The following is a 25,133-nucleotide window of genomic DNA, read 5'->3' on the forward strand; positions in this document are numbered from 1 at the left end:
GGTACGGGTAGCGATGAGGAAGTCGACGTCGGTCATGGACGCGCACGCTACCGGCGACCACCGACAGCGCCCCGCCGGGCGGTTACGCCATCCCGACGTCAGGGTGCGCCGCGCCGGGTCATCGCGTGATCCCGGTCTTCAGCGGTGTCGTGCCGGTCGGTCGCGCGATCGCGACGTCCGGCAGTGCCGCGCCGGGCGGTTACGCCACCCCGGCCACCGGCAGTGCCGTGCCGAACCGGTCACGCCACCCCGGCATCGACCGTGCCGCGTCGGGTTGTCACGCCATCCCGGCGTCCGGCGGCATCGCGCCGGGCGGTCGCGCCATCGCGGCCATCGACAGCGCGCCGCCGGGCCGGTCACGCCACCCCGGCCAACCGCAGCCCCGCGGCTGCTGCCGCCGCCCCCAGTACCACCACCACGAAGGGTGCCCGTCGCCACGCCAGTACTCCCGCCACCAGCACACCGCCCGGCCGTGCCCAGCCGGCGGGGTCGCCGCCCTCCGTCAGGGCGCCCGTCGCCAGGAGTGCGGTGAGCAGGACGACCGCACCTGCCGACGACAACTCCTGGACACGTGCCGGCAGTTGTACCCGTCCGTGCAGCACCGGCCCCACCAGGCGGAAGGCGTACGTGCCCACCGTCAGGGCCAGGATCAGCAGCACCGTGCCGTTCACGCTTCCGCCTCCGTCCGGCCGTGCAGGAACAGCCCCGCCAGTGCCAGCAGCACCGGCACGCCCGCCGGGACGGCCGGTGTCACGGCCAAGGCCACCGCGGCCCCGGCCAGAGCGCAGCGCCGTACCCGCGTGTCCGTGCGCAGGGCGGGCAGGACCAGCGCCACGAGGACGGCGGGGAAGGCCGCGTCCAGGCCGTACTTCGCCGTGTCGCCGAGGGCGTCCCCGGCCAGCGCGCCCGCGAGGACGCCGACGTTCCACACGGCGAACAGGCCGAGCCCGGAGATCCAGAACGCCGCTTTGCGCCGTCCGGGATCCGCCTGGGCGAGGGTGAAGGCCACCGTCTCGTCGGTCACCAGGTGCGCCCCGAGCAGCCGCGCCGGCCACCGCCGCCCGGCCACGTCCGCGACGGCGAGGCCGAAGGCGGCCGTGCGGATGTTGAGCAGCAGCCCCGTGGCGGCCGCGGCGAGCGGATCGCCCCCGGCCAGCAGCACCCCGACCGCGCTGAACTGGGCCGAGCCCGCGTAGACCATCAGTGACATCACCACCGGCACCCACACCGGCAGCCCGCCGGCCACGGAGATCGCGCCGAAGGACACGCCGACGATCCCGCCGGCGAGCCAGACGAGTGAACTGTCGCGGACGAGGTCCCGCCGCGGTGCGCGGGACGCCAGGGATGTTCGGTGCAGCGAACGCATGTTTCCTAGAATGAACAGCAGCTACCCTGTTCGTCAAGCCGAACGAAACGTACCGATGGAGCGAACGAAGTGCCCGACGTACCCCAGCCCCCGCCCTCCCGGCTCCCCCTCGACTGGATCGCCGCGGCCCTGCGCCGCGAACGCACCCGCGCCGGGCTCTCCCTCTCCGAGCTGGCCAAACGGGCCGGAATCGCGAAATCCACGCTGTCCCAGCTGGAGGCGGCGAGCGGCAACCCGAGCATGGAGACGATCTGGGCGCTGGCCGTGGCGCTCGGCGTGCCGTTCGGCACGCTGGTGGAGCCGCCGGTGCCGGCCGTACAGGTGATCCGGGCGGGCGAGGGCCCGGCCGTGCACTCCGAGCAGTCCAGCTACACGGCCTCGCTGCTCGCGGTCAGCCCGCCCGGCGCCCGACGGGACATCTACCGCGTCTGGCTGGAGCCCGGTTCCGTACGCGACTCGCGGCCGCACATCCCGGGAACCGTGGAGCACATCGTGGTCAGCACCGGCCGGGTGATGGCCGGGCCGCTGGAGGAGCGGACCGAGCTGGGGCCCGGGGACTACATGGCCTACCGCGGGGACGTGCCGCACGCGTACGAGGCGCTGGAGGCCGGGACGACGTTCGTGCTGATCATGCAGCACGTATGAACCGCCGCGCCGGGAAGGGCGGGAGAAAAGGCAGGAGCCCCGCTGCCTTGCGGCGCGGGGCTCCTTGGGTACTGCTCTCAGTTCCGGATCAAAGCACCAGGCTCCGAGACCGAATGATCAGACGGGGGTGACGTTCTCCGCCTGCGGGCCCTTCGGACCCTGGGTCACGTCGAAGGAGACCTGCTGGTTCTCCTCCAGCGAGCGGAAGCCGCTCGCGTTGATCGCGGAGTAGTGAACGAAGACGTCGGGGCCGCCGCCTTCCTGGGCGATGAAACCAAAGCCCTTTTCGGCGTTGAACCACTTCACGGTTCCGGTAGCCATAAGCCCTCCTTGGGCCCAAAGGGTCGCCCTGCTCCAGAACCTGCAAGTGTGAAACTGTGCCGCACAACTGCATACGTCTGAAAACGACTAGAGCCCGCGGTTACATGCTCCGCAGGCTCTGTACTGCAAGGGAAACCAAACTGCAACTTGCGGCGAGCCTAGCACGCGGGCAGCCGAAAGCAATAGAGGTCAAGATCACGTCACCCAGATGTTTGAAAGGGGCGGGTGAGCTTGACGGGAAGACGGTGACGGTTCCGCGCCACCCTGAACGCAGCACCGTACCCCATGGGGGCTAGTCTCGCGATGTGGACATTTCTCGCACCCGGCCGCGCGTCGGCCACATCCAGTTCCTGAACTGCCTGCCCCTTTACTGGGGGCTCGCGAGAACGGGCACGCTTCTCGACTTCGAGCTGACCAAGGACACCCCGGACAAGCTCAACGAGAAGCTGGTGCAGGGCGACCTCGACATCGGGCCCATCACCCTGGTCGAGTTCCTCAAGCACGCGGACGAACTGGTCGCCTTCCCGGACATCGCGGTGGGATGCGACGGCCCGGTGATGTCCTGCGTGATCGTCTCGCAGGTCCCCCTGTCGGAGCTGGACGGCGCCCGTGTCGCCCTCGGCTCGACCTCGCGCACGTCCGTCCGCCTGGCCCAGCTGCTGCTGGCCGAGCGCCACGGCGTCCAGCCCGACTACTACACCTGCCCGCCGGACCTGAGCCTGATGATGCAGGAGGCCGAGGCCGGCGTCCTCATCGGCGACGCGGCCCTGCGCGCGAACCTGCTGGACGGTCCCCGCTACGGCCTCGAGGTGCACGACCTCGGCGCCATGTGGAAGGAGTGGACCGGCCTGCCGTTCGTCTTCGCCGTCTGGGCCGCCCGCCGCGACTACCTCGAACGCGAGCCGGAGATCACCCGCAAGGTGCACGAGGCCTTCCTCGCCTCCCGCAACCTCTCCCTGGACGAGGTCGGCAAGGTCGCCGAACAGGCGGCCCGCTGGGAGGCCTTCGACGAGAAGGTCCTGGAGCAGTACTTCACGACCCTGGACTTCCGCTTCGGCGCCCCGCAGCTGGCCGCGGTCGAGGAGTTCGCCCGGCGCGTCGGGCCGACGACCGGCTTCCCGGCGGACGTGAAGGTGGATCTGCTGCAGCCGTAAGCCGCAGGGGAACGGCGCACTACCCTTTTCTCGTGGTACGGGGGAGGGGTGACGCCATGCAGCCACTGGGAGTCGACGAGCCTACGGTCGTGGGGCCCTACCGGCTGCTCGGCCGGCTGGGCTCGGGCGGCATGGGCCGCGTCTATCTGGGGCGCAGTGCCGGGGGCCGTACGGTCGCGGTCAAGATCGTGCACCCGCACTTCGCCCTCGACGAGGAGTTCCGCGCACGCTTCCGCCGCGAGGTCGAGGCGGCGCGGCGGGTCGGCGGCGCCTGGACGGCCCCGGTCCTCGACGCCGACCCGGAGGCCGCCGTGCCCTGGGTCGCCACGGGGTACGCCGCGGGCCCGTCCCTCGCGGGGGCGGTCGCGGACGGCGGCCCGCTGCCGGCCCATTCCGTACGGGTGCTGGGCGCGGGGCTGGCCGAAGCGCTGGCGGCGGTGCACGAACTGGGCCTGGTCCACCGGGACGTGAAGCCCTCCAACGTCCTGCTCACCCTCGACGGCCCGCTCCTGATCGACTTCGGGATCGCCCGCGCCACGGACGGCACGGCGTCCCTGACCTCCACCGGCGTCTCCATCGGCTCGCCCGGCTACATGTCCCCCGAGCAGATCCTCGGCAAGGGCGCCACCGGGGCGGCCGACGTCTTCTCGCTGGGTGCGGTGATGGCCTTCGCGGCGACGGGTGAACCGCCCTTCCCGGGCGACTCCTCGGCCGCGCTGCTCTACAAGGTCGTCCACGAGGAGCCCGAACTCGGCTCCCTGGACGGGGAGTTGCGCGAGGTGGTGCAGGCGTGCCTGGCCAAGGACCCGAGCGCGCGCCCGGCCCCGGCCGAACTGGCGCGACGGCTCGCCCCCGAGGGCACCGCCCGGCTGGTGACGGCGGGCTGGCTGCCGGGCACGCTGGTGGAACAGGTGAGCCGCAGCGCCGTACAACTGCTGAATCTGGAGGCGACGTCCGGGGCGGGGGCGGGAGTGGCCTCGGGGCCGGTCGGGTTCAGCAGCCTGTCGGTCGCCGACGGGGTGACGCCCGCGTCCGACGGCGCGTCTTCCCGTGAGGCGACGTCCGGCGAGGTGACCTCGGGCGGTGAAGGGGCCGGATGGCGGACGGTGGGGGAGTTCGGTCCGGCACCGGTGATGCCGGCGTCCGCGCCGCCGTCGGTGCCCGAGCCGCGGGACGCGCCCCCCGGCAGGCTCTCCGTCTCCGTGGCCGCCTCGTCCGGGCCGGGCGACGGCGGGCGGGGACGCCGGATGAGCTGCACGGTGGCGCTGGCGGTCGCGGGCGCGCTCGCGGCCGTGACGGTGGGCTCGGCGTTCCTGTTCGACCTGCTGCCCGGCAACGGGGACGGCAGCAAGGACAACAGCGCGGGCAGCGAGCCGACTTCGAGCGCGACGCAGAGCACCACCGGCGGGCCGAGCACGGCCGCCACCCCGAGCACCACCGCCCGACCGAGCCCCAAGCCGACCGGCGCCGCGTCCTCCGCCGTCCCCGCCTCCTACCTCGGCACCTGGGAGGGCCAGGCCCTCGCCCTCGACGGCACCCTCCCGGTCGGCACCTTCCGCCTGACCGTCCACCCCGCGTCCGTCGGCGAGGAACTCGGCAGACTCCGCCAGACCGACCAGCTCGGCGGTGTCTGCAACGACATCCTGACCGTCAAGACGGTCACCGCACAGCAGATCGTCGCCACCTCGGTCGGCGCCAAGTCCAACCACAGCGGCTGCAACCCCACACCCCACACGGTCCGGTTGTCGCACGTCGGCGACGACCTGAAGTACGCGTCGGACAGCGAGGCGGAGGGGAATCCGACGGCCCGGATGTCGAAGATCGACTGACGCCCCCGAGACCGGGCCGTCCGACACCCGGCATGCGGAGGGCCGCGGGATCCGGCTCGTCCCGCGGCCCTCGTACGTGGTCGTGCCATCCGGCGCACTACATCGGCGTCGTGACCGTCACATGCTCCCCGCTGCCCAGATGCAGCATCCCCTTGCCCGGGGTGACGGAGCCGCCGACCATGCTCCGGTTGGTGCGGATGCCGATCAACTCGCCCGCCGAACTGTCCTGCGGAGACAGCAGGATGCCGCGGCGGGCCTTCTTCATCTCCACCTGCCAGCCGGAGAAGCCGTCGCAGATCTCCTCCTCGTCACCGGCGATGACGACGGCCAGGCCCTCCTCGGCGCCGCGCTCGACGATCCGCTTGAACACGTCCTCGGCGTCGCAGTCGTCGTGCACCTCCGCGTCGTCGACCAGGACGACGATCGGCTGCTCGGGACCGGCCGACTCGACGAGCGCCTCCAGCTCGTCCTCGTCGATGTCGCGGCCCGTGAAGACCTTCAGCACCCCGTCCTGCCCCTCCAGTTCGCGCAGCGGGGAGGGCCGGGGCGCGGCCAGGACCACCCGCGCGCCCTGCGCCAGGAACGAACGCGCCATGTTCACCAGCACCGTGCTGCGCCCGGACTTCGCGGGTCCGCCGATCACGAACGCCGGGATGCCCTGGGCGAGGTCGGGTCCGAAGGCGGTGAGCTCGTCGCCGCCGACGCCCACCAGGGCCCACAGCGGGCCGGCGGCCGTCGCCGGGTCGCGCATGGCCCACGCGTCGGCGAAGGAGATCCGGCTCGGCAGGACGTCGACGCGGAACGGGCGCCGCGAGCGCGGCACTTCACCGTCCCGCGCCGCCGCGGCCTCGCCGATCGCGACGAGCGCGGCGGCCTGGCCCTGACCGGAGGTGTCCTCGGCCAGCAGCGCGAACTGGGTCTCGGTCGCCGTCTCACTGGCGAAGCCGCGCCCCGGCGGGATCTCCTCGGGAATCTTGCGCGCGTTGATGTCCAGCATCGAGAAGTCGCCACGGTCCGCGAGCCGCAGACCGTACTTGTCCTCGGTGAGGGAGGAGATCCGGCCCGTCAGCAGCTGGCGGTCGCCCGTCATCACCATGTGGATGCCGACGCTCGCGCCCTCGCGCATCATCGCCATCAACTGGTCGGTGAGATCACCGTGGTTGTACTCGCCGAGCGTGGGCAGCCAGCCCTCCCAGCGGTCGAGCAGCACCACGATGTGCGGCAGCCGCTCGTCCTCGGCCGCGGAGGCCCGCTGCTCGCCGATGTCGGCGTAGCCCTTGTCGGCCAGCAGCTCCTGGCGCCGGGTGAGTTCACCGGTCAGCCGGTTGAACAGCCGGACGACCCGCTCCAGTTGGTTGCGGCTGACGACAGCGCCGGTGTGGGGCAGCCGGGTCAGCGCGTTGAGGGCGCCGTTGCCGCAGTCGATGCCGTAGAGGTGGACGTCGGCGCACGACAGGGTGCGGGCCAGCGATCCCGCGATGGTGCGCAGGATCTGGGACCGGCCACTGCGCGGCGCGCCCGCGACGAGCACGTGCCCGAAGGTGGCGAAGTCGACGACCACGGGCCGGCGGGCCTGGTCGGCCGGCAGGTCCTCGATGCCGTACGGGGCCGCCGGCAGCGCCCCCGCGCCGCGCACCGCCGGGATGTCGTCCAGGAGCAGCATCTCGTCCAGGGCGGGTAGCCACGGCGAGTGCTGGGCCGGGATCCCCAGCGCCGTGTTGGCCTCGCGTACGGCGTCCACCAGCACCTTGAGGTCGGTGATCTCGTCGTCCTCGCGGGCCTCGCTCTTGGGCTTGGTGAGCGCGGCACGCCCCAGGTCCTGCCAGGCCAGGGCGCCGGCCCACGGCGCGAGCGTCGCCGGGTCGGCGGCACCGGGGCGGCGGCCGCCGACGCGGCCCGACTGGAAGGGGATGAGCGAGGCGTGGCCGAGCCGGACGTAGGCGCGACCGGGGGTGCTCTTGCTGATGTGCCCGGCCTCGGGTGCGTCGATGACGTCCGTCGACTCACCGGCGTCGGTCACGCGCAGCGCGATACGGAGGTTGGTGTTGGCGCGGATCTCGGGGGAGACGACGCCGGACGGCCGCTGGGTGGCCAGGAGCAGGTGGATGCCGAGCGAACGGCCGCGCTGGGCGATGTTGACCAGACCGGTCACGAAGTCCGGCAGGTCGCGCACCATCGAGGCGAACTCGTCGATGACGATGAGCAGTCGGGGGACCGGCGCATGCGACGGATCCCGCTTCACCAGGTCCTGGTAGTCCTCGATGTCCTTGGCGTCGGCGGCGGCGAGGATGTGCTCGCGCCGCTTCAGCTCGGCGCCCAGCGACTCCAGGGCGCGCTCGACGAGGTGCGCGTCGAGGTCGGTGACCATGCCGACGGTGTGCGGCAGCTTCACACAGTCCTTGAACGCCGATCCGCCCTTGTAGTCGACGAGGACGAACGTCATGTTCTCGGGGGTGTTCGCGACCGCGAGCGCGGCCACGATGGTCTGCAGCAGCTCCGACTTGCCGGAACCGGTCGTACCGGCGATGAGGCCGTGCGGGCCGTCCCGCCGGATGTCGATGCCGAACGCGCCGTCGTACGACTCACCGATGACCGCCATCGTCGACTGCCCGCCCATGCGCCACCGGGCGGCGATCGCGTCGCGCGTCGGCGGCTCCAGCCGCAGCACGTCGAGCAGCCGGCTGGCGGCGGGCAGCGCGGAGTCCTCGGTCTCGCCGCTGATGTCGCGCAGCGGCGACAGCGAGCGGGCCAGGCGGGCGCACCAGGCGCTGGAGACGAAGTCGGGCCGGACACCGGTCCTGCGCCGGGCGCCGGTCTGCTCGACCCGCAGGCGCAGTTCGAGGGCCTGCTCCTGGACCTCCTCGGCCTGCCGGGCGTTCTGGTGCCACCCCTGGAAGGAGGGGAATCCGCCGGCGGACGCCTGAGGGGCGCCCATCGGCGAGGCGGCGGCGGTGTCGTCCCGGCGCAACGGCTCGGCGACCACGAAGGCCTGGCACTCGCCGGGCAGGAACCGCTCCTCCTCGTCGAGGCAGATGGCGTAGATGGCGACCGCCGGCCCCTCCCGGAGCAGCCGTACGACACCCGGCATCGACCGCAGCCGCCGCGAACCGTCCCATACGACCACGATGTCCGGGTCGGAGAAGGCGGGGCCGTCGGCGCCGCGGCCGCCCTCCTTGAGGGCCTTCTGCCGCGCGTCGAGCAGCTGGGTCAGCTCACCGACCCGCGCACCGACGGTCTCGGAATCCGTCCCGATGAGGACGTTGACGTCCTGCCCGCTCGCGGGACGCGCGTGCGGCAGCCAGCGCACCCAGTCCCAGCGCTGGTGCGCGTCGTTCTCGGTGAGCACGTAGAACTGCACGTCCATCGGGCTGTGCAGCACGGCGGTCTGCGCCACGGCCCATCGCCCGAGCGCCTCGGCGGAGTCACCCGGGCCGGCGATACCGACGACGCCGAGGTCCTTCAGCGGCAGCGCGACCGGCGAGTCCTCGAGCCGCCACGTCACCTGGCGCTTGTGCTCGTCCTGCTCCGGGTCGTCGAGCACCACCTCGGAGCGCACCCGGCCGGTGCCGACCCGCAGCAGCAGATGGTCGGCGTCCGTACGCCGCCGCTCCCACAGGCGGGTGCGCGGCCCGGTGCCGAAGGCCAGCACGGAGGCGGGGTCGGGGATGGCGCTGCGCCGGTCCGTCCGCTCCAGGCGCAGGGCGTCCTGGGCGTCCTTCTCGATCCGCTCCTTGTGCTCCTTGTACTCCTTGACCTGCTTCGCATGGGACTTGCGCCCGTGCTTCTTGTCCATGAAGTAGTTGCCGAAGAGCATCAGGGGGCTCATCAGCGCCATGATCAGGTAGTACCACCTGCCGAAGATCATGACCGAGACCACGGCACCGACCAGGGGCGCCAGCGCCATCAGCCAGTTCAGCGGCCGTGCCTCGAACTCCTTGGGCGGCGTGGGCAGCCGGAAGTGCGTCGTGCGTTCGGCCGGGCGCAGCCGCGGCGGCCGGTTGTAGTCGAGCCCGGAGCCGTCGTCCGACCACTTCAGGGCGGCGTTGGGCGGGGCGTACCCGTCGATCTCCAACAGGGTGTTGCCGAGCGAGAGTTGGGAACCGAGCGGCCAGGAGCCGCCCTCGAAGTCCTCGCCGTCGAGGCGGGGTTGGTCGCCGCCGCTCTCTTCGCTTCCCTTGTCGTTCCTCCTGTCGGCCGTGTCCTTCTTCTCGACGTCCTTCTTCTCGACGCCGTGCAGGGTGACGGTGCAGGCGCCGTCGATGGCGATGGACAAGGAGGCGGCGCGCTCGGCGAGTTCGGGGTCGTCGATGCGGATGTGCGCGGCGGCGCCGCTGCCGATGTCGTAGCGCCCGACGCCCAGCCGGTGCACGGCACCGGCGGCCGGGCCGCCGGCCACGCGGAACTCGACGACACCGGTGGGCTCGCCGAGGAGGCAGCCGGCCGGATCGTGCAGGCTGACGACGACGCCGTCGCGCAGGGGCGAGCCGACGATGTTCGCGCCGTCGTCCAGTGCGTAGCCGTCGACGAACGCCTGCGGGGCACCACTGGGGTTCGCGTGCCCGCCGATGGGGATGATCTGCGCACCACCGTCGAGGCCGACGTGCCGCGCCAGCTCCCGAGTGATGTCGCCGACCGACGACTCCGGATCCGCGTCCAGCACCACGTCGGCGCTGGCGCCGACCATGGGGTCGACAACGGTCAGACTCAGGCGCACGTTCGTCCTCCTCGCTGGGCTGAGGCCGCCCCCGGAACGCTGAACACAATGGGAGTGACATTAGCCGCCGCATCTTTCACCTGCGCAACGGGCTGCACACTGCTTTCACAGTCCGGCGATGCGCCGTGGTGTGCACTGGTTCACGCTTCCGTTGCCAGGCATCCCTGTCATCACACCAGCCCCACCCGTAAGATCTTTGCTCATGCGGACGGCCGGTACGCGACCGCGCGGACCGCATCAGGCAAGCCACGGGGGAAGGCCCTGCGGCGACCGCAACGGGAGGGAGAGCCGTCATGGCCAAAGACACAGACCTCACTTACTCCGAGATGGAGAAGGAGGCCGGCGAGCTCATCAAAGCCATGGGCGACATGGAAGACATGCTGAAGAGCATCGAGAAGCGTGTCGAGCACCTGGTGCAGAACGGGTTCACCACCCAGAAGGCCTCCGGCGCCTACGACGAGTCCATCAAGGACTTCACCAAGGGCGCGGCGAAGACCATCAAGGGCCTGGAAGGCCTGTCCAAGTTCCTGACCAACGCCAAGAAGGCGTACGAGGACCTGGACGACCAGCTGGCGAAGAGCGCCAAGGGCTAGTCCGCCCGGCGAGAGCAGTCACTCCTGTGCGACGGAGCGCGAGGCGCCCCGTCGCACAGTTGCGTTCTGCGCAACATTCAGTCATTCAAGCAAGTCTGCAACTTTGCACGGGGGTGCCATGGGCGGCGAGAACGATCACACGCGGCTCGACCTTGACGTGATCAAGGGCATGGGGCGAGGGCTCGGCAGCATCAAGAAGGCGTTCGACGGCCTGGAGGATCTGGGCGGCAAGTACGAGGACGACTTCGGCAACGGGGACCTGGCGGACAAGTTCGGTGATTTCGCCGACAACTGGAAGCTCAGCCGCAAGCGGCTGACCGATGAGATCGACGCCCTGTCGCAGATCGCCAAGGCGGCGGCGGAGGCGTACGAGGACATCGACCACCAGCTGGCCGAGGCGATTCGCGGCGCCCAGGATCCGAAGAAGGGGAAGTGACCGATGGCGGGAAGGCCGCGTGACTGGCATCCGGTCGCGGACAGCGACCCCATTCCGGGTGATCCGGATCGTATGGCGGCGCTGGGCAAGCAAATGCGCAAGACCGCGGACGAACTCGAGCGTCAGATCCGCAATCTGAAGGCCGTTGCCGAGGTGGACGCCTGGGACAACAAGTCCGGCAAGGAGTTCCGCGAGAAGGCCAAGGGCAACGTCAAGAAGCTCGAGGCCGCATTCAAGCGGTACGACACCGCCGCCACGGCGATCGGCAGCCGGGTCGACGAAGTGGGCGGCGGATACCAGGACAAGCTGCACGCGAGTCCGCGCAACTACGCGTCCGACCTGAACCGCGCCCAGGAGATGGCCGACGCCGCGCTCAAGGACGCCCAGGACGCGGACGAGCGAAAAGGCGCCGCGCAGAAGAGTATTGACGGTCTGTCGGGCAAGGACCGGAAGAAAGAGGACGTCGACAAGGACCGCAAGGACTTGGAGACGAAGCGGGACACCGCCGGCGACGAGATCAACGCCGCGCGGGAGAAGATCAACGAAGCGAAGAAGATTCGCGACGACGCCGCCAAGCGCGCACGGGATTCCCTGGACGCGGTGATCAACCACGACTCCCTGAAGGACGGCTTCTGGGAGACCCTCGTCGACGACATCGCATCGGTCACCTCCTGGATCGCCACCGTCTGCGGCATCCTGTCCCTGGTCGTGGGCTGGATCCCGGTGATCGGCCAAGCCCTGGCCGGGGTACTGGGCGCCATCGCCATGATCGCGACACTGATCAACTTCATCGCCACCTTCGTCCAGGTTCTGCAAGGAAACGCGGACTGGCTGGACCTGGGGATGGCGGCTCTCGGATTCGTGCTGATGGGCGTCGGCAAGGGATTCTCCAAGATCGCGGGAAAGTTCGCCAAGGGAGCGCTGGGCAAGCTCGGCAAAGCCGGTGTCGCCCGGACCGCCCGGCAGCTCAGCCGTGCCAACAAGAACCTGCGCAGGCTGTCCGGGAAACAGTTCAAACTCGGCAAGGGCGACGTCTGGAAATCCATCAAGGAACCGTTCACGGAGCCCTTCTCCAAGTCCGCGTGGAGCGACAACCTCAAGGCGCTCAAGCCCGGCGGCGGGAATTGGTCCCTGGCCAAGAACGAGCTGCAACTCCGTGGTGGGGGCAGTCTGTTCAAGGGAATCCCCAAGTCGTTCTCCATGGCCGATCCCGGGGTCGCGTCCGACCTGAAATCCGTAAAACTGGGCACAGCGGCGCTGGCCAGTCAATTCGACGGAACAGCGCTCAACACCATCTCCAAGACGGCCGGCCGTATGTCCCTAGCCGGAGCCGGGATTACCCTGGGCGGCCTGGGCCTGGACGGCAACCTCGACCCGCTCCTCGGCTGAGCCGACGACCACGCCCCGCGAAAGGAATGAGCATGACGGCACCCGACGAGGGCGCACCCCTGGACGAAACCTTCGAATGTACCTTCGAGTTCCGGCCGGGCTGGATCGACCTGACGCTGCGCGAGGGCACGAAGGCCGAGGCCAAGGGACTGGCCACGGAGGTCGTCAACCGGCTCAACCCGCTCGCCCTGGAGATCGAGAAGAGCGCGGTCTTCGACGACATGGTCGAGCGGGCCGTCGACCTCAACGAGGACGTGCCCACCCTCGCGGCGGCGTACTACTCCGAGGCGGGCGAGGCCCTGGCCAACCTCATGGTCGACTCCTACGGCGACGAGGGGGTGCCCCGCCCCGGCGCGGACGAGATCGTCCCGCTGCTTCTGGAATGGGGAAATGCCCAGGTCACCGGCGAGCCCCAGATCACCCACCTCGAACTGGCCGCAGGGCCCGCCGTCCGCGTGCAGTCCATGCTCCAGGTGAGGCGGATGCTCGGCTTCGGCAGGAAGCTGACGGAGTTCGTCAAGTACGCCGTCTTCCCGCCCGGCATGCAGAGCCTCATCGTCGTCACCGTGACCTGGGAGAAGATCGCTCTCACCGAGGAGATCACGGAGCTGGCCGACGAGGCGGTACGGACCCTGCGCATCACACCGCTTCCGACGGGAGGCACCGCAACCCCCGCCGACGGAGGCACCACGTGAAGACCGCCGACCAGTTCACCTCGCCGCCCAAGGACTACAACGTCGTCGTCCCGGACGGGTGGTTCCAGATCCCGCTCGACCCGGATGACCGGGACAGGGGCATCATCGCCCTGGCCGACCTGACGTTCCGGGGGGTGGACAACGCCCCCCACATCAAGAAGCAGTTCATGCTGGACCTCCAGCGGAAGGCGAAGGACGCCTACAAGGTCGGGGGCACCGAGCTCTATCTCTCCACGATGACCATCGGCCCGGTACCGCTCGCGTCCTCGCTGCTCATCAGCATCCCCGGGCCGGACGAATGGCCGCAGACGTCGGACGCCGACGCGCTGGCCGAACATCTGGCAGGACAAGACCTCGGCGAAAAGGGCGAGTTGGGTGTCGTCGAGCTGGCGGTGGCAGGTCGGGCCGTGCGCCACCGCCAACGCGAAGCGCCGGATCCCGAGAAGCAGTTGGGCAACACCCTGCCGACCACGACCCTCACGTACTACGTGCCGATCCCGGCGAGCATGCGCTGGCTGCTGCTGAACTTCTCCACACCCGTCGACCCGCTCGCGGACCAGATGGTGGAGCTGTTCGACACGGTGGCGGGGACACTGCATTGGGACTGACGGACCGGGGGAGTGGAGCGTCCCGGACCGGAGAGACCCGGTCGGGAGTGTCCCGGACCCGTACGGGCACCGGTGTCGCCGCGGCCGGCGTCGCGGTGGTGGCCGCGGCGGCAGTGGCCTTCCTGGCCCTCGGCACGTGGCGCCGATTCGTCCGTACGACCGCGCCGGACCTGCTGGGCCGGCCGGGCGCGCCATGGGTGGTGGGGGCGGCGCTCGGGCTGCTGACGGTCATCGGCGCCACGTACCTCCTGCGCTTCACGGCCCCGGCGTCGCCCTCGACCTCGGCCTCGGGCACGACGCCGTCGAAGGCCGTACAAGGAATCGCAGCCGCCGCGTCCGCCGTGGCGGCCTTCGGACCCCTGATGTACGTGCTCGCCGCCCTCCCCGGGCGGAACTGCCCTGCCTACCGGCAAGGGTGTGAGCACATCACCGGAGCGTGGAGCGCGCTCGCCGCGTACGTGATAGGTGCCGCCGCCCTGGCCTGGCTCCTCCGCCACCGCCACACCACCCGAGCCGAGGCCAGACGCGCCGAGGAACGCGAACGCCTGCGGAAGCTCCGCAGGCGGGGCGGAGGCAAGAGCCGCGCGGCACGCCGCAGTTGAACCACGGCCTGAGCCGCCACCGAACAGCGCCCGAACGCCCGTGCACAGGCGGTCGATAGGCTGATCGACATGGCAACCGAGTCGGCCGGAAGGCCAGTTGAGACGTGTCCGAACTGCGGTGGCGACGAGGTGCGGACGGTCGAGCAGGCGCGCTCGGGGCAAGGGCGCGATGCGCGAGGGCCTCTACGGCCGGCTGGCACCTGGGCCGGACAAGTCCGGTGACGGCTTGATGTACTTCGCGGAAGGCATGGTGCTGACCGGCATCGGTATCGCCCTCGCGTACACGGGCGTCCAGCAGCACAAGACCCTGTACCTGGCCGGCGGTGTCCTGTTCGCCCTGGTCTGCTTCGCCGGAACCATCGCGGTCGTCCGCGGCGACTCGCGGGAGAAGGCCGCCGCCGAGGCCGGTGCCTCACGGGCGGAGCGACTGTGGCGGCCGGCGCTGTACTGCTACGCCTGCGCCGGCGTCTTCTGCCCGGCCGGTACACCGTGGCAGGGCTTCCTCACCCCGGAACAGTTCAAGAAGCTGGTGTGGACCGAGGCGGGATACGCCGATCAGCTGGAGGCGGGGGACAAGGCCAGGGAGGCAGACGTCCCGGAGGACGCGCTGCCGGGCGGCGGACTGTAGCAAGCGCCCGGTGCGCAGGGCTCGTCGTCCTCCCTGTGTCCGGGGAGACAACCATCTAGCCCCCGTGCTGGCCGGCGCTCCCCGCTGCCTGGATACGCATCATCCGTTCCCGCGCGGCCCAGCGATGGCGGCCCGCGTATTTTGCGACGGTGCTCCAGGCGAAGAGCCCCGCGACGCTCAGACAGGGCAGCAGGGCGAGTTCAGCGCCGTCGGAGCGGTCGGCACCGACACCAACAGCCAGGGCGAGGAGCAGCGCAGCAGCGAGGACCACGCCTGCGTTGAAGAAGCGCGGATGCGGATAGACCGTCGTGCCATAGCGCGTGGGGACCGCTGCGGCGTGCCCGCGATCCACCGCCGCCCACTGCCGCATCAACTCGAAGCGCCTGCCCGCCCGTCTACGCAGGGCTCGCAATCCCAGCAGTGCCGGTACGGCGACGAGCGCGAGCATCATGACGCCCAGTACGTCGGCCGTGGTGATTCCGTCCGCAGTGATCACCATCGCCGACGCCAAACCGACGGCGAGCGTGACGACGCCTGCACACAGCAGGAATGCGACAGCACGCCGACGAGACAGGTCCTCACGAAGGAGTGCGGTGAGCGCGTCCGCCTGGTCCCGCAACCTTGAAACGCCATCGGGCCAGCCGTCGGCCGCGCCGGGTGCCTGCGGGAGAGGCGCGGTCCAGAAAGTCCAGAAAGAAGCAGGTGCGGGCGAAGCGGAAGGATGCCCGCCGGAGTTGGCCACCGCTACAGGTCACCCGGTTCCGGCTTGGCCGCCTCTCCCGAGGCCCCCATCAAGATCGAGTGGGTCTCATGGAGGTCCTTGGACGCCTTGGCGGGCACGTTCACCTCGACCATGACGATTCCGCTCGGCAGGCGGGTGAGGAGTGGGGCCTGGGCGTTGGCCGGGAGTTCGGCCAGGAAGCGGGTCAGGCGCTCGCGCTGGCCGGTGGTCAGTTCGTTCTGGGGAACGTTTCGGACCGTCCCCGCGAGCAGTTGGGACAGGCGCTCGGCGCTGTCGGGATTGCCCGCGAAGAGGCGGATCCAGGACTGGTCGGCGAAGGCCAGCCGGACGTCCGCCTCGATCTCGCTGTACGTCATCCGCCGGGCGCCGGCGACGGACTCACGAGGGAACTCGGCGAGGACGTCGGCCTTGTCGAGCGTGCCCGTCCGGGTGCCCAGGAAGAGCAGGCGGCGGTCGGTGAGGACGAGGTCGGTGGCGTAGCCCTTCGGGCGGCGGGCCGGGTCGAGCTGCCAGGGGACGGTGCGTGCCAGGGCGGCAGGCGCGGCCCACATGACCGGGAAGTCCTGGACCTCGTTCTCCGGCTCCTCCGGCTTGCCCCGCACGGCGACGTCGCCGAAGGGCGATCCGGAGGCTCCACCGATGTTCGCGATGATGTTGGCGATCAGCGGGATCCCGACCAGGAAGGCCCGGCCGGTGCGCTGCGCGACGCGGTCCCCGGTCGAGTGGAGGGAGTAGGAAGGACCTTCGGGCCAGCCCGGAAGCTCGCCCTGGATGTCGTTGCGCTCGGCGTCCCGGAACCACCGGGAACCCGCGACGGCGGGCGAGATGCCGGTGGCGAACTTGGCGGTGGTCCTGAGCAGCAGGTCCTCGTCCGCATGGGGATACCAGTCCATCGCTACTCCGCCTGGGCCGTCGACGATTCGTCCTCGGACAGCTCTTCCAGCGGATCTGTGAAAGAGACCGTCCGAAGAATGGCGCCCATCATGTCGATGAAGCGGGGCCAATAGTCCACGGCCGCGGTGAAGAGCGTGAAGACGGCCGTGAACGGGCCGGTGGGAAACGGGGCGTGGACCTGGATCTGTGCGGTCACGAGTCCGGTCGCCTCGCCGCTCTCCGTGACCTCCGGGTTCAGCCGGAACTGACGCCAGGTGACGCAGGAGACTGCCGGACCACACGGAAGATCAAGCCATTGGACGTCGTCGTACGGGTCGGTGGAGAGGGTGGCGAGAATTCCCTGCGCGACAACGTCGACGGCACCCTCAGCCTGGTCGGTGGGAACGGCGGACAAGGTGAAGACGCACTGGGCCGCACCGTCGGAGAGGTCGTGCCTGGCCACGTCCCCGTCGGGAGTCCGCTCTTCCTCCGAGGTGGAGAACAGGCCCATGGCAGCGTACGAGACGCCTGTGTCCTCCATGAGTTCGGCTATCGCCGTGAAGTAGGGAGCGGCAGGATCCCAGACGGCCTCGTCGCCACGGGAGTACAGCTCACGTACGAAGGAATCGGCAAGCCGTGCTCGTTCGTCAGGGGTGGCGGCGAGAGGGAGGGCGAAGAATCCCTCCGGAGCGAGGAACCAGATGGGTGGAGGATCGGTGAGCGGCGGGGGAAGCGCTGCAGGTGACGTCATCGAAGAGAAGCCATTCCGAGTGAAGTGAGGGCCGACATAGGTCAGAAGTCCTCGGGAAGGTAGTCGTCGATGTCGACCTTCTGCCCTGCGGAGTCCATGGTCATGGTCGCCTCCGAAGCCCCGAAGGCAGACGTGAACCTGCTCGGGAGGAGGATGTCCACTCGCAATCGACCGGTCGGATTGCGGCTGATGATGGGTGACACGGAATCCGGCATCTGGTTCTGCGTGGCAAAGTTCGAAACTGTTTCTCGCTGTTCCGGAGTCAGGGAATCGAGAGATACCACATCGCGTGGGGGCACCAGGTACTGCATGATCCTCACCCGCCAGACGGAACGCAGCCTGCACCATGAGCCGTCCATGAAGGTGACCTTGAAGTCGTATCCGTCCTTGAAATTCTTGAGTTCGATGCTCTTGATGTCGGTGCGGGCGCATTCCCAGAGCAGTTCGTCGTCGATGCGCTCCAGATCCTTCTTGTGGAAGGGGAGGCCGACGATGACCAGCCTGCGGTCGGTGACGATCAAGTGGGTGCGGTAGTGCTTCTCGTCCGAGCGCCCGGGGTCCAACTGCCAGGGGAGGGTGCGTGCGGTGGTGCCGGCGGCGGCCCACATGACGGGAAAGTCATCCACCTCGTCGGCCGGATCGTCCGGGGTGTCCGAACCCGAATCGTCGGACTGGCCGCCACCGCTGATGTTGCCCCCTGCGGAGCTGAGGAAGGCCAGGGTGGCTGCGCCCACGGCCATCGCGGTGGCCTTCAGGGATTTCTGGGCAACTACGCCGCCGGTCGAGCGGGCCACATAGGAAGGGCCCCCGGGCCAGCCCGGCAACTCATGCTGAATGTCGTTGCGCTGGGTGTCACGGAACCAGCGCATGCCCCTGACCCGGGTTGCAGCGCCGGTGGCGAAGGTGACGGGGGTGCGGGAAAGCAGCGTCTCCCCCGGTTCGGGCTGCCAGATCTTCATTGCTGCACGCACTTCCTCATACGGCGCCCTCGCTCTTCCAACTAGTTCCCGGATACGGCCTGTGCAATGGATGTGCCAATCTTGGGCGCAATCTTCATGCTGCCGTCGATTGCCCTACCGAGACCACTGATCGGATCCACGTTGAACTTGGTGAACGTGTTGATACCTTTCGATCCCAGCCATTGCCCCTCGCGATAGCCGGCATTGACAAGGCCTCCCATCCGTGACGACAGGCCGCTGGTCGCGTGTGAAACCTCGAAGACATGGTCGGACATCCCGCCGATCTTCACCAAGCCGGCCTTGCCGAGTCCTTGGGTCAGTCCGTCCGAAGCCTTGCCCATGGCGAACAGGACACGTGACCTGCCCAGGCTGGTGGCCTTGAAGCCCGTACCGAGCAGTTTGGTGGTGGCTGACGCCGCCTCTTCCGCTGCGACGGCGGTCTTGCCGGCAACCTTGATCCCTTTGCCGAACATGCCGATGCCCGGCATCAGCCCCAGCGCGTCAGTACCGAGCGTCATCCAACTCACGTCAGCGCCTGCAGCCTTGGCGATGCCGTGGGCAGCCAGGGCGAGCCCGCTGCCGATCAGTGCGGCCGTACCGAAGATGGCCGCGAGGGGCGGGAACGGCAGCGTGACGATGGCGAGCATGCCCAGCACCGCCGTGATGTCGCTGAGTACATCGCCGATCATCTTGATCAGGTCGGCATGGTCCTTGATCCAGTCGCCGGTGGCGTCCCAGGCGTCCGAGACGGCGTTGCCCAGCTTGTCCCAGAATCCGGGCTCGTCCGGCGCGATGTCACCGGCCTTGTCCAGCTCCTTGCTGATCTGCCGGGCGGCGTGCCGGTAGTCCTCCTCCAGCTCGTGGACCTTCTGGATGACGCCGTCCACCGCGCTGGAGGCCTTGGCCAGGTCGTCGCTGCCCTTGCCGTCGGCCTTCCCCTCGGCCTTCGACTTGGCGTCGAGTTTCTCGCCGGCGGCCTTCTCCAGCCGGTCCGCCCGCTCCTGGAAGTGCTGGAGTTCGTTGGCCCAGCGGTGCAGGGCTCGCGAGGCCTTGTCGAAGGAGTCGTAGCTCTTGCGGATGAGGGGGGTGACGTCCTGGCCGACGTACTCGACGAAGGCGATCGCGGTCTTGCCCTTCCAGGCGCCCGCCCCGACCTCGTCCAGCTCCTTGACGGCGGTACCGAGGTCACCCGCCAACTTGCCGATCTGCTTGGCGAGTTCCCGGGTGTCGTCCACGTTCCCCGGCGTCGGGTCCCAGCCTATGTGCGGGAACGCGGGCCGCTGACCAGCCACGTCACTTGCCCTTCTGCTGCGGGGCCTTGAGGGAGTGGGCCAGGTCGTAGTCGAGCTTGCCGAAGCTCTCGCCGATCTTGTTGATCATTTTCACGGCGCCCTCGGTGTGTTTGCCGAGCTGCTTGATGCCGTAGGCCCAGTCGTCGGCGAAGTCGTGGACGTCGTCGATGAGCTTGCCGTCGCCGACGGCCGAGGCGTCGGTGCTCTTCAGGGTGCGGCGGGCCGTGTCCATACGGTCGCTGATGGAGGAGAACGTCTTCTTCAGGTCCTGGAAGATCGTGTCTTCGAGTCGGAGATCACTCATGGCAGATCCGGTGTCTACGGGAAGTGCGCGATCCGCCGCTGCGCGGACCGCCCAATTCTGATCAGCGGTTGACGGCTGGGGTTCCGTGCACGATCACGAGCCGGCGGTCGTGGCGAGCAAGACGGCAGCGGACTGCGTGCGGCGCTTCACAATGGACTCCCCGTGAGACTGAAGTGCGTCAAGAACACAGACGCTATCCACGAGGTTCCTGATGTCGCCAGCGCGGATCGCACTGCGAACCGGCGCAATTCAGGGCGCACCGGACCCCTTGAGTGTGTGGAATGTGTGCCGATCCCGCTCGAGCGTGCCGCGGCACCAGGTGGCGAGGCGGTACCGGAGCCCACCACGACCAGAAGGCACGGGAGGGCGGTCGTCACGAGCGCCCTTCCGCTCGGTTCGTCAGTGATCCCCTAAGGCTGCACCTAAGGCTGGCAGGCCTTGTCCCCTCTGTTCGACACGATGTCGGTGGTCTGCCAGGTGCCTTCGGCACTCTTGGCGAGCACGGTGTGGTAGAGCACGTAGCTGTCAGCTGAGGTCGGCGTGTTGTCGACCTTCTTGGTCTTCTTGTTCTTGAGGAACGACTTGCTTTCGTCGGAGCAGTAGGTCACGTATGCCTTACTGGCCCCCGTGAGGGTTACCTTGCGGTCGAAGTAGCGGGTTTCACCGATCCAGGTGTCGTTCTTGTCGATATACCCCTGCACAAAGGTGACCGCCGTGTTCAAGGCCTTGCCTGCGTTGTAGAAACCAAGAGCCTTTGTGTCCGTGCTTCCCTTGAAGATCGCGTCGTCCATTGAACTGACGCTCAGTGCGCTGTCCGCAAGGACCGCGTCCTTCGTCGCGTTTCCTGTCTTCTGGTCTTCGAAGACATTCTTGGCGTCGGACGGGAAGGTGATCGCCGGTCGGTCGGTGGAGCTGGAGGCCTTAGCGTGCGGCGAAGCCGAGGTTTCGCTCTTCGGTGTGGACACCGCGGTCTTGGCGTCGCCCTTGCTGTTGTCGCTTCCCCCTCCGCAGGCCGTCAGTAGTACGGCTGCGGTCGCGGCCAATGCCATGGCGGCGGGCGAAGTGTGGTGCTTCACAGCGCTGGACTCCCCGTGAGTCTGGAGATGGTCGGAACTACGTCGTGTACGGCTGGAAGGTCACGGTCGACAGGTCGGGTGTCACGATGTCCGAGGTGATCTCGCCGGTGAGCAGGCCGAGGAGGACGGTCGCCGCCGGGGCGTCGTGGTGTTCCCATGCCTCGGCCAGGTCCTGGGAGACGAGCAGGGTGCGCCAGGCTTCGGGTTTCTGGTCGGCGTGGGCGAGCCAGTTGAGGGTGTCGCTGTCGATGGTCTTCGCCCAGGCGATGAGTTCGTAGCCGTTGTCGGCGCTGAACTCGTGCGGTTTCTCGTCCTCCTCCTCCTCCCAGATCTCCGCCGCGAAGTCGCTGCGTCCGTCGTTGAACTCGACGATGTCGTACCGCTTCCGGACGTCGGTGGCGACCAGCAGACCGCAGAAGGCGCCGGAACCGTACGAGTCGACCAGTTCCTTGTAATCCGGCGGGAGTTCGCGGTGAAGGGCGGCCTCTACCGGTGCCCATTCCGCGGCTGCCGAGAGCGTCTGTGGGGGCGGCGCGATGTCGATCAGTCTGCAGAGAGTTGAGGTCATTTACTCGTTACTTGGGCGTTGGGTGTCGAGTGACGTGAAAGCGGGCGAGGAAGGGGTTCGCGCATGTTCTCGGAACCTTCTCCGATGTCGTCGGGTGCGTCGGGCTCGCCCTCCCACAAGTCCTCCATGTTCTCGGCGTATTCGACGTTGTTGGTGACGATGTCGAAGTCCTGGGCGTGACGCCGAGGCGCGAACAGGCGCATGTGGTCGCCGAATCTTCCGCATCCGTAGCGCTCGACGAGCAGCTGGTATGCCGACGGGAGTGGTGAGCCGAGCGCCCGCTCGGTTCCCTTCCAGTCCGGAGTCTCGGCTGGGGACGGGGGAGGGGCGAGTGCTGTGAGTCGGTCCAACGACGAAGAAGTGCTGTGGTCTCGGCTCACTTGCGGTCCTTGGTCGCCTTCATTCCCTGGTCACGCCGCGACGACTTCCGTAGCGTCGCGTCGTCGACCGCGGGCGACGAAGAACCAGACGAGAAGGCCGATCGTCGCGACGCTGGAGAGTAGTCCGACCGCCCAGAGCCAGGGGTAGTGGCTGAAGGCCCAACTCGGCGGAGTCGAGCGGCCTCGCCCCCACTTGCCCGTGTCCTGAGTGTTGAAGACGAGAGCCACGTAGGGCACGAGTGAGGCTGCCGAGGCGATACCGAGGCCCGCCTTGGTAAGGGTGCGGACCCTGTGCTGCTTCCAGGGCTTCCCCTTCAGGCTGCTCAGGGAGAGCACCGAAAGGGTGACCAGGCAGGGGCCGGCGACTCCGACGCAGACCGCGAAGGCGTACGCACCGCCCGGCCAGGCCTCGGCGGCCCAGTGCCAAGTGCCGTCGCCCCAGAACCAGTCAAGAGTGGCGGTGAGGAGGAGTGCCGTCACGACGAGCAGGGCGATCAGGCATCCAGAGGTGTACTCCCCGCTCTTCTTCTCCTTGGTTCCGGCCGAGTCCGACCTGCCGCGGTGACGCTCGTACTGCAGCATTGGCGCCGCAGCTCTACGGCGGCGTGGTTTGGCGGAGCTTCCCATGTCCTGATTCCCGGTAGCCACTGTCCGTCGACGTTCGGACCTTCTGGAGGACGCCCTGCTTGTCGGACGAGTGGTGGACGGCCCGAGACGCTGAGGGCCGTCCACCTTGCGTCAGCGGTTGACGGCCTGGATCTCCTGGACGGTGACGTTCTGGGTGGCGCCGAAGGTGCCGTCGGGCAGGTTGTCGCCCGTGCCGTCGGAGCCGGTCCAGTGGATCTTCCAGGTGATGGTGGCCTTGAGGGGGTAGGTGCCGTCGCCCGAGGAGCGCAGGTATTTCACGCCGCAGGGTGGGGTCTGGTGGGCCTTGCCCTTGGCGTACGGCTCGCCGATATGGCCGTTGTTGATCTGGCAGACGCCGGAGGCGGGGTAGGTCTGCGCGTCCGCGGTGCCGGGTTCGATCTTCAGGGAGACCGGTTCGGCGGTGGTCGTGGCGGAGATGCCGAGGACCGGTACGGAGGCGGTGACGGAGACCGGCTTGAAGGCGGCGCCGTCCAGCCAGGCCCAGGTCGGCAGGTTGACCTTGGTGGTGCCGGCCGGGGCGAGGGTGACCTTGGTGCCGGGCACGCGGATCTCGTTGTAGGCGAGTTCGCCGAGGACCTTCGAGGTTACGGCGTTCACGGCGTCGGCCGGCGGGGGGTCACCCTTGTCCACCCAGAAGAAGGGCTTGGTGCACTTGTCCCAGCCGGGCGGGAAGCTCTCGTTGACGTACGAGTCCCACCAGTAGCCCTTGCCGGTCTTCTCCTTGTTGAAGTCCTTGTACGTGCCGGGATCCTTGCCGCCGTCCTCGTACTTGTTGCGCTGCTCCAGGTCCCACTGCGAGCCGGTGGACTCGGCTTGCCAGATGGGTTCCAGGTACGACTTGAGTCCCGCGGGTGAGTACTTCGGGGCGTACCAGCAGGCGGGCGGGGTCCAGGAGGTGGTGGAGGTGACGGGGCCGGCGGCGTTGCCGCTGCCGTTCTTGGAGCGGTCGTAGACGATGACCCCGGCGGAGAGGGTCCCGTCGTCGCTGGCGTCGCCCGACGTGCTGGTGCCCTTCCCCGGGTCCTTGCCGCCGCCGACCGAACCACCTCCGCCTGGATCTTGTGCCGCCAGCGCGGTGGGGGCCGAAAGCATGCACATCGCGGTTGCGAGTGTTGCCGCAGCTACGCCGCGGCGGCATCGCCTCACGGCTGGCACTTCGCTGCCCCCCGAACGGAAACGATCTTCACCGTTTCCCAGACGCCCTTCGCGTTCTTCTCGACCTTCACGCCGTAGGAGACGTAGCTGTTCTTGTCGGCCTTGGTCTTCTTGACCTGGTTGGTCTTGACGACCTTGGTGAACCCCTTGCTCTCATCGCCGCAGTAGGTCAGCGAGGCCGCCTTCTTGGACTCCAGGGAGACCTGGCGGTCGAAGTAGCGGACGGTTCCGGTGACCGTCAAACCTGCGTCCTTGAAGGACTGGACCCACTTCTGGGCCGCCACGGCCCCCTCGCCCTCCGTGTAGTACTCGAGAGCGGGAAGTCGCGGATTCTGTGCGGAGATGGCCGCATTGAGCGCACGGATGAACTCCGCGTTGTCCTTGAGGATCTCGTCCTGCGGCTGATCGGCGGCATCCTCGGGGGTGAACGTGATCGTATTGTCTGCCGACAGTGTGATCTTCGGGCGGCCGGCCGTGGCGGTGGCCGAAGCGCTCGGCGAAGCCGACTTCTCGCTCCCCGCGTTCGCTCCCGCGATCTTGTCGTTGCCCTTGCTGTTGTCGTCCCCGCCCCCGCAGGCCGTCAGTAGGAGGGCTGCGGCCGCGGCGAGCGCGGTGGCAGCGGGCAAAGTGCGGCGCTTCACAGTGTTGGACTCCCCGTGAGACTGAAGTTCGTCAAGAGCAAGAACGCTATCGGTGGGGTTCTTGGTTTCGCCAGAGCGAACTTCCCTGCGAACATGTGCAATTAAGGGCGTATCGGGCTTGCCGCGGTGTGGGATGTGTCCCGATCGTGCTCAAGCCGGCGTGGCCTCCATTACGTTCGGCCGGTGTGTGCGGGAAGTGCCGCGCGCTGCTGTGGGACGATCCCTTCGAGGACCGCGGAGTCTGCGGCCGGGACGATGGTGGCGTCGTCGTCCGAAGCTCGCACAAGGCGAGCTCAGCCCAGCCCCCAGTCGATCTTTACTCCCCCTTGACGTCTGGCATACCTGTGGGATAACTGCTCTCCCTAGTGTCGTGGGGTTGGCATGTGCACAGAGTGAAGCAATTGACGTGTTGGGTGTACGGGGTTCGGGGGGCTGGTTCGGGTGTCGGACCTGAAGAAGGAAGCGACGTCGATGCACAAGGCGGCGTCGGGGCTGCGTGGGGTGGGGCATCACACGGCGAAGCCGTTGCAGCAGTTCGAGGCGCAGTCGCACGACCTGGGGGCGTTGGGGGCGTTGGGCTCGCTGCTGGGGGCGAAGGGCGAGATCGAGAAGGGCATGACCACTCTGGTCAAGCTGGCCAAGCAGCTGGATGAGGAGTGGGAGGCGGAGGCGAAGCTGATCGGTGAGGTCTCCACCGCGTTCGATCTGCTGGATGTGTTGATCGCGGCCGCGGCCCGGGACGGGAAGGGCTGAGCGGCAGCGTC

The 25,133-nt window shown here is 68.7% G+C and carries 27 protein-coding genes; 11 read left to right on the plus strand and 16 right to left on the minus strand.

From position 1 onward, the window contains the following. Window positions 1-356: 356 nt before the first annotated feature. Entirely contained in the window at window positions 357-671 is a 315-nt protein-coding gene (locus ACFU97_RS33995; protein ID WP_384264364.1) for an AzlD domain-containing protein, read from the minus strand. Next, window positions 668-1,366 carry an AzlC family ABC transporter permease gene (locus tag ACFU97_RS34000; protein ID WP_384264366.1) on the minus strand — a complete coding sequence of 233 codons (699 nt, stop codon included), beginning with the start codon at window positions 1,364-1,366 and terminating at the stop codon, window positions 668-670. The genes ACFU97_RS33995 and ACFU97_RS34000 overlap by 4 nt, the downstream gene beginning before the upstream one ends. A 69-nt stretch (window positions 1,367-1,435) precedes the next feature. On the opposite strand from ACFU97_RS34000, the gene ACFU97_RS34005 reads away from it, so the two are divergent. Continuing rightward, entirely contained in the window at window positions 1,436-2,011 is a 576-nt protein-coding gene (locus ACFU97_RS34005) for a helix-turn-helix domain-containing protein (RefSeq protein ID WP_384264368.1), read from the plus strand. A 117-nt stretch (window positions 2,012-2,128) separates the two neighbouring features. Here ACFU97_RS34005 and ACFU97_RS34010 read toward each other — a convergent pair whose 3' ends face one another. Continuing rightward, entirely contained in the window at window positions 2,129-2,332 is a 204-nt protein-coding gene (locus tag ACFU97_RS34010; protein WP_003992177.1) for a cold-shock protein, read from the minus strand. Window positions 2,333-2,637: 305 nt separating this feature from the next. Between ACFU97_RS34010 and ACFU97_RS34015 the strand changes: the two genes are divergently transcribed. Then, window positions 2,638-3,486, plus strand: coding sequence for a menaquinone biosynthetic enzyme MqnA/MqnD family protein (locus ACFU97_RS34015; RefSeq protein WP_384264370.1), 849 nt, complete (start codon window positions 2,638-2,640; stop codon window positions 3,484-3,486). 56 nt (window positions 3,487-3,542) lie between these two features. Next, window positions 3,543-5,315, plus strand: coding sequence for a serine/threonine-protein kinase (locus ACFU97_RS34020; RefSeq protein WP_384264372.1), 1,773 nt, complete (start codon window positions 3,543-3,545; stop codon window positions 5,313-5,315). 97 nt (window positions 5,316-5,412) lie between these two features. Here the strand turns inward: ACFU97_RS34020 and ACFU97_RS34025 are convergent, their stop codons facing one another. Further along, entirely contained in the window at window positions 5,413-10,029 is a 4,617-nt protein-coding gene (locus ACFU97_RS34025; RefSeq protein WP_384264374.1) for an FtsK/SpoIIIE domain-containing protein, read from the minus strand. A 293-nt stretch (window positions 10,030-10,322) separates the two neighbouring features. Here ACFU97_RS34025 and ACFU97_RS34030 point away from each other — a divergent pair, with 293 nt between their 5' ends. The 7 genes from ACFU97_RS34030 to ACFU97_RS34060 all read left to right on the plus strand — a co-directional run bounded on the left by ACFU97_RS34030 (window position 10,323) and on the right by ACFU97_RS34060 (window position 14,980). Beyond that, window positions 10,323-10,622 carry a WXG100 family type VII secretion target gene (locus tag ACFU97_RS34030; RefSeq protein WP_384264376.1) on the plus strand — a complete coding sequence of 100 codons (300 nt, stop codon included), beginning with the start codon at window positions 10,323-10,325 and terminating at the stop codon, window positions 10,620-10,622. 118 nt (window positions 10,623-10,740) lie between these two features. Beyond that, a complete protein-coding gene (locus tag ACFU97_RS34035; protein ID WP_384264378.1) occupies window positions 10,741-11,058 on the plus strand; it encodes a hypothetical protein in 318 nt (105 codons plus the stop codon). 3 nt (window positions 11,059-11,061) lie between these two features. Next, on the plus strand, window positions 11,062-12,447 hold the full coding sequence (locus ACFU97_RS34040) for a hypothetical protein (RefSeq protein ID WP_384264380.1): 1,386 nt from the start codon (window positions 11,062-11,064) through the stop codon (window positions 12,445-12,447). Between the two features lie 32 nt (window positions 12,448-12,479). Continuing rightward, the gene (locus ACFU97_RS34045; RefSeq protein WP_384264382.1) at window positions 12,480-13,142 is read left to right on the plus strand and encodes a hypothetical protein; all 663 of its coding nucleotides are present in this window, start codon (window positions 12,480-12,482) and stop codon (window positions 13,140-13,142) included. Beyond that, window positions 13,139-13,750 carry a hypothetical protein gene (locus tag ACFU97_RS34050; RefSeq protein ID WP_384264384.1) on the plus strand — a complete coding sequence of 204 codons (612 nt, stop codon included), beginning with the start codon at window positions 13,139-13,141 and terminating at the stop codon, window positions 13,748-13,750. Before ACFU97_RS34045 ends, ACFU97_RS34050 begins: the two co-directional genes overlap by 4 nt. A gap of 47 nt (window positions 13,751-13,797) precedes the next feature. Further along, window positions 13,798-14,352, plus strand: a complete 555-nt coding sequence (locus tag ACFU97_RS34055; protein ID WP_384264386.1) for a hypothetical protein — start codon at window positions 13,798-13,800, stop codon at window positions 14,350-14,352. 169 nt (window positions 14,353-14,521) lie between these two features. After that, window positions 14,522-14,980, plus strand: a complete 459-nt coding sequence (locus ACFU97_RS34060) for a hypothetical protein (RefSeq protein ID WP_384264387.1) — start codon at window positions 14,522-14,524, stop codon at window positions 14,978-14,980. 55 nt (window positions 14,981-15,035) lie between these two features. Here ACFU97_RS34060 and ACFU97_RS34065 read toward each other — a convergent pair whose 3' ends face one another. The 12 genes from ACFU97_RS34065 to ACFU97_RS34120 all read right to left on the minus strand — a co-directional run bounded on the left by ACFU97_RS34065 (window position 15,036) and on the right by ACFU97_RS34120 (window position 24,369). Next, entirely contained in the window at window positions 15,036-15,599 is a 564-nt protein-coding gene (locus ACFU97_RS34065) for a hypothetical protein (RefSeq protein ID WP_384264389.1), read from the minus strand. Window positions 15,600-15,724: 125 nt separating this feature from the next. Continuing rightward, complete coding sequence (locus ACFU97_RS34070) at window positions 15,725-16,615, minus strand: hypothetical protein (protein ID WP_384264391.1); 891 nt, start codon at window positions 16,613-16,615, stop codon at window positions 15,725-15,727. 2 nt (window positions 16,616-16,617) lie between these two features. Beyond that, window positions 16,618-17,106, minus strand: a complete 489-nt coding sequence (locus ACFU97_RS34075; protein WP_384264392.1) for a hypothetical protein — start codon at window positions 17,104-17,106, stop codon at window positions 16,618-16,620. A 281-nt stretch (window positions 17,107-17,387) separates the two neighbouring features. Continuing rightward, window positions 17,388-18,305 (minus strand): hypothetical protein, encoded by a 918-nt coding sequence (locus ACFU97_RS34080; protein ID WP_384264394.1) that lies wholly within the window; start codon window positions 18,303-18,305, stop codon window positions 17,388-17,390. A gap of 41 nt (window positions 18,306-18,346) precedes the next feature. Next, window positions 18,347-19,540, minus strand: coding sequence for an enoyl-CoA hydratase/isomerase family protein (locus ACFU97_RS34085; RefSeq protein WP_384264396.1), 1,194 nt, complete (start codon window positions 19,538-19,540; stop codon window positions 18,347-18,349). Window positions 19,541-19,598: 58 nt separating this feature from the next. Continuing rightward, window positions 19,599-19,901, minus strand: a complete 303-nt coding sequence (locus ACFU97_RS34090) for a hypothetical protein (protein WP_384264398.1) — start codon at window positions 19,899-19,901, stop codon at window positions 19,599-19,601. 422 nt (window positions 19,902-20,323) lie between these two features. Then, entirely contained in the window at window positions 20,324-20,977 is a 654-nt protein-coding gene (locus ACFU97_RS34095; RefSeq protein ID WP_384264400.1) for a hypothetical protein, read from the minus strand. A 37-nt stretch (window positions 20,978-21,014) separates the two neighbouring features. Then, window positions 21,015-21,545, minus strand: coding sequence for a hypothetical protein (locus tag ACFU97_RS34100; RefSeq protein WP_384264402.1), 531 nt, complete (start codon window positions 21,543-21,545; stop codon window positions 21,015-21,017). Beyond that, on the minus strand, window positions 21,542-21,748 hold the full coding sequence (locus tag ACFU97_RS34105; RefSeq protein ID WP_384264404.1) for a hypothetical protein: 207 nt from the start codon (window positions 21,746-21,748) through the stop codon (window positions 21,542-21,544). The genes ACFU97_RS34100 and ACFU97_RS34105 overlap by 4 nt, the downstream gene beginning before the upstream one ends. Before the next feature lie 207 nt (window positions 21,749-21,955). Beyond that, window positions 21,956-22,507 carry a hypothetical protein gene (locus tag ACFU97_RS34110; RefSeq protein WP_384264405.1) on the minus strand — a complete coding sequence of 184 codons (552 nt, stop codon included), beginning with the start codon at window positions 22,505-22,507 and terminating at the stop codon, window positions 21,956-21,958. Between the two features lie 156 nt (window positions 22,508-22,663). Then, a complete protein-coding gene (locus tag ACFU97_RS34115; protein WP_384264406.1) occupies window positions 22,664-23,728 on the minus strand; it encodes a hypothetical protein in 1,065 nt (354 codons plus the stop codon). Continuing rightward, a complete protein-coding gene (locus ACFU97_RS34120) occupies window positions 23,716-24,369 on the minus strand; it encodes a hypothetical protein (protein WP_384264408.1) in 654 nt (217 codons plus the stop codon). Before ACFU97_RS34120 ends, ACFU97_RS34115 begins: the two co-directional genes overlap by 13 nt. 441 nt (window positions 24,370-24,810) lie before the next feature. Between ACFU97_RS34120 and ACFU97_RS34125 the strand changes: the two genes are divergently transcribed. Continuing rightward, entirely contained in the window at window positions 24,811-25,122 is a 312-nt protein-coding gene (locus ACFU97_RS34125) for a hypothetical protein (protein ID WP_384249926.1), read from the plus strand. The last annotated feature ends 11 nt before the right edge of the window (window positions 25,123-25,133 follow it).

The sequence above is a fragment of the Streptomyces sp. NPDC057616 genome (genome assembly GCF_042800575.1).
In the GTDB taxonomy this organism is placed as follows: Bacteria; Actinomycetota; Actinomycetes; order Streptomycetales; family Streptomycetaceae; genus Streptomyces.

Coding starts and splice junctions, on each gene's coding strand:
- ACFU97_RS34100 (WP_384264402.1), bottom strand. CDS start 21,545: ATGACCTCAACTCTCTGCAGACTGATCGACATCGCGCCGCCCCCACAG.
- ACFU97_RS34070 (WP_384264391.1), bottom strand. CDS start 16,615: ATGGACTGGTATCCCCATGCGGACGAGGACCTGCTGCTCAGGACCACC.
- ACFU97_RS34035 (WP_384264378.1), top strand. CDS start 10,741: ATGGGCGGCGAGAACGATCACACGCGGCTCGACCTTGACGTGATCAAG.
- ACFU97_RS34060 (WP_384264387.1), top strand. CDS start 14,522: ATGCGCGAGGGCCTCTACGGCCGGCTGGCACCTGGGCCGGACAAGTCC.
- ACFU97_RS34040 (WP_384264380.1), top strand. CDS start 11,062: ATGGCGGGAAGGCCGCGTGACTGGCATCCGGTCGCGGACAGCGACCCC.
- ACFU97_RS34075 (WP_384264392.1), bottom strand. CDS start 17,106: ATGGGCCTGTTCTCCACCTCGGAGGAAGAGCGGACTCCCGACGGGGAC.
- ACFU97_RS34010 (WP_003992177.1), bottom strand. CDS start 2,332: ATGGCTACCGGAACCGTGAAGTGGTTCAACGCCGAAAAGGGCTTTGGT.
- ACFU97_RS34110 (WP_384264405.1), bottom strand. CDS start 22,507: ATGCTGCAGTACGAGCGTCACCGCGGCAGGTCGGACTCGGCCGGAACC.
- ACFU97_RS34080 (WP_384264394.1), bottom strand. CDS start 18,305: ATGAAGATCTGGCAGCCCGAACCGGGGGAGACGCTGCTTTCCCGCACC.
- ACFU97_RS34045 (WP_384264382.1), top strand. CDS start 12,480: ATGACGGCACCCGACGAGGGCGCACCCCTGGACGAAACCTTCGAATGT.
- ACFU97_RS34090 (WP_384264398.1), bottom strand. CDS start 19,901: ATGAGTGATCTCCGACTCGAAGACACGATCTTCCAGGACCTGAAGAAG.
- ACFU97_RS34000 (WP_384264366.1), bottom strand. CDS start 1,366: ATGCGTTCGCTGCACCGAACATCCCTGGCGTCCCGCGCACCGCGGCGG.
- ACFU97_RS34030 (WP_384264376.1), top strand. CDS start 10,323: ATGGCCAAAGACACAGACCTCACTTACTCCGAGATGGAGAAGGAGGCC.
- ACFU97_RS34020 (WP_384264372.1), top strand. CDS start 3,543: ATGCAGCCACTGGGAGTCGACGAGCCTACGGTCGTGGGGCCCTACCGG.
- ACFU97_RS34105 (WP_384264404.1), bottom strand. CDS start 21,748: ATGCGCCTGTTCGCGCCTCGGCGTCACGCCCAGGACTTCGACATCGTC.